This is a genomic window from Mycobacterium sp. TH-M103 (assembly GCF_057473785.1).
In genome coordinates, this window is sequence record NZ_JBYCLG010000317.1 from 1 (window position 1) to 2,666 (window position 2,666).

At 70.0% G+C, this 2,666-nt stretch carries 3 protein-coding genes; 2 read left to right on the forward strand and 1 reads right to left on the reverse strand.

The features are described from left to right. Together AC2VOR_RS17520 and AC2VOR_RS17525 are read left to right on the forward strand one after the other, a co-directional pair. Positions 1 to 331: ATP-binding cassette domain-containing protein (locus AC2VOR_RS17520; RefSeq protein WP_486964217.1), on the forward strand; the 331-nt coding region annotated here is incomplete at its 5' end. A gap of 6 nt (positions 332 to 337) precedes the next feature. Beyond that, on the forward strand, positions 338 to 1,096 hold the full coding sequence (locus AC2VOR_RS17525) for an oxidoreductase (protein ID WP_486964218.1): 759 nt from the start codon (positions 338 to 340) through the stop codon (positions 1,094 to 1,096). A gap of 448 nt (positions 1,097 to 1,544) precedes the next feature. Here the strand turns inward: AC2VOR_RS17525 and AC2VOR_RS17530 are convergent, their stop codons facing one another. Further along, positions 1,545 to 2,402, reverse strand: a complete 858-nt coding sequence (locus tag AC2VOR_RS17530) for an HAD-IB family hydrolase (RefSeq protein WP_369736650.1) — start codon at positions 2,400 to 2,402, stop codon at positions 1,545 to 1,547. Between the last annotated feature and the right edge of the window lie 264 nt (positions 2,403 to 2,666).

A 2,666-nucleotide genomic window follows, 5' to 3' on the forward strand; every position in this document is an offset into this window, starting at 1 on the left:
GTCGGGTGGTCAACGCCAGCGGGTCGCGATCGCCCGGGCCCTGGCCCTTCGGCCCGACGTGCTGGTCTGCGACGAGGCGGTCTCGGCGCTCGACGTCGTGGTGCAGGCGCAGATCCTGGACCTGCTCGCCGGCCTGCAGGCCGAGCTCGGGCTGGCCTACCTGTTCATCAGCCATGACCTGGCGGTGATCCGGCAGATCGCCGACGAGGTCCTGGTCATGCGGGCCGGCCGGGCGGTGGAGTACGCGCCCACCGGCGAGTTGTTCGACCGGCCCGGCCACGAGTACACCCGGCAGTTGCTGGAGGCCATTCCCGGCCCCCGACTAGGTTGAGAACCCGTGACCGATGACCCGCTGGCTCCGTTGATGGGGCTGCCCGGCGTGGCCGAGGCCGCCGACCATGCCCGCGACGCGCTGAGCCGGGCGCACCGGCACCGGGCCAACCTGCGGGGCTGGCCGGTCACCGCGGCCGAGGCGGCGCTGCGGGCGGCGCGCGCCTCGTCGGTGCTCGACGGCGGACCCGGGCGGGTCGACGATCCGGGCGAGACCGCCCAGGTCAGCGACCCCGTGCTGGCCGGGGCTTTGCGGGTGGCGCAGGCGCTGGAGGGCGGCGAGGGCCCGGTGGTCGGTGTGTGGCGGCGGGCGCCGCTGCAGGCGCTCGCCCGGCTGCACGTGCTGGCGGCCACCGACCAGGTCGACGAGGAGCGGCTGGGCCGGCCGCGGGCCGGCGCCGAGGTTGGGCCGCGACTCGAGTTGCTGGCGGGCCTGGTCGCCGGTCGCATCCGGGCGCCGGCCCCGGTGATCGCCGCGGTGGCGCACGGAGAGCTGCTGGCGCTCCGGCCTTTCGGCAGCGCGGACGGCGTGGTGGCCCGCGCGGTGTCGCGGCTGGTGACGATCGCCGGCGGGCTGGACCCGCACGGGCTGGGGGTGCCGGAGGTCGCGTGGATGCGCCGGCCGGCGGATTACCGGGACGCGGCCGAGGGGTTCGCCGAGGGCTCCCCCGAGGGGGTTCGGGCCTGGCTGCTGATGTGTTGCCGGGCGCTGCAAGCCGGCGCGCAGGACGCGGTGGCGATCGCCGACGCGCTGTCGGGCCGCTAGCGGATCGGTAGCCAGCGGCTCCCGGGAACGTGTCCGGTGAATCGTCGGGAAATACGAAGCGGGCGACGTTCCGACAATTGTCGGCCCGCCGCCCGCCAGCACGGAACCCGGTTACCAAGCGTGCATTTCTGGGCTGCGTGGGTTGGCCTCGGCGATCTTGCGACGCCCCACGGCTGCAGTCCCACCCAAAGGACCGCGATACCTTGAAGATTCGCAATTACGCAGGCCCGCAACACTTCTGCCATTATCGCGGCTATGACTCCGCGTGGGTGCCGAGAACCGTGCTGGGTGCCCGGGTCGGGAGATCGAACCTTCTCTTCCGGTTCGAGCTAGGCCTTGCCGGGCTTCCGTGGTTTCCTTTGTACTACTAGACCCTGGGCGCGGCAAGGCCCGAATCCGCAGAGAATGCGAATGCGCCCGGCGAGTTCGGGTCGCCGGTTTGCTGGGTTCAGACTCCCAGGCGGCGCAGCAGCGAGTAGGTGACGGCTCCGGCCGCCAGCGCGCTGATGCCCACCGCGGCGGTGGTGGCGATCGCGGCGCCCGACGGGGCGGGGATCCGGTCGCGCAGCGACACAGGCCGGGAGAAGACCAGCACCGGCCAGCCTCGCTCGATGGCTTCCTTGCGCAGGCTGCGGTCGGGATTGACCACGCTGGGGTTCCCGACGGCCTCCAGCATGGGCAGGTCGGTGATGGAGTCCGAGTAGGCGTAGCAGTGTTCCAGCGGGTAACCCTCGCGGGCGGCCAATTCCTTGATCGCCTGCACCTTGCCCTCGCCGTAGCAGTAGAACGCGATCTCGCCGGTGTACTTGCCGCCCTCGACGACCATGCGGGTCGCCATCGCGTGGGTGGCGCCCAGCGCCCGCGCGATCGGCGCGACGATCTCCTCTCCGGACGCCGAAACCAGCACGACATCACGGCCACACAACTTGTGCGCCGCGATCAGGTCCGCCGCTTCGGCGAATACCAGTGGCGTCACGATGTCGTGCAGCGTTTCGTTGACGATCGCCTTGACCTGTTCGACGTCCCAGCCGCTGCACATGTTCGTCATGTGGGCGCGCATCCGGTCCATCTGATCGTGATCGGCACCGGAGAGCAGGAAGATGAACTGGGCGTAACTGGATTTGAGCACCGCGCGGCGGTTGAGCAGGCCCTGGTCGAAGAAGGGTTTGCTGAATGCCAGCGTGCTGGATTTGGCGATGATCGTCTTGTCCAGGTCGAAGAAGGCGGCGGTGCGGGCCTGCGGAAACCCGCCCGCGGGAGCTTCCGGTGGTGCCTGCTGTTGTGCGGCCGGGTCGGAGACGGTCACCGACCCAGCATAGGTCGGTCATCGGGCGGTGCCGTGGTGTTGCACCAAAAACGCTAGCCGGAGAGACCGCCGTACATGGATGAGCAGCGTCTTTTCGCCTCAACGTCTGATTCGGCTGGAACTACCACTTGCGTTAGTCCGCACTGTCATGTGTATAGTAAGCATTACTCGGCCTGAGCCGAGGGTGTATCAGCCCGACCCCCCGGGGCTGATACACGACGACCCTCGCCTCCTCCCCCCCTGGCGGGGGTCGTCCCTTTTCTG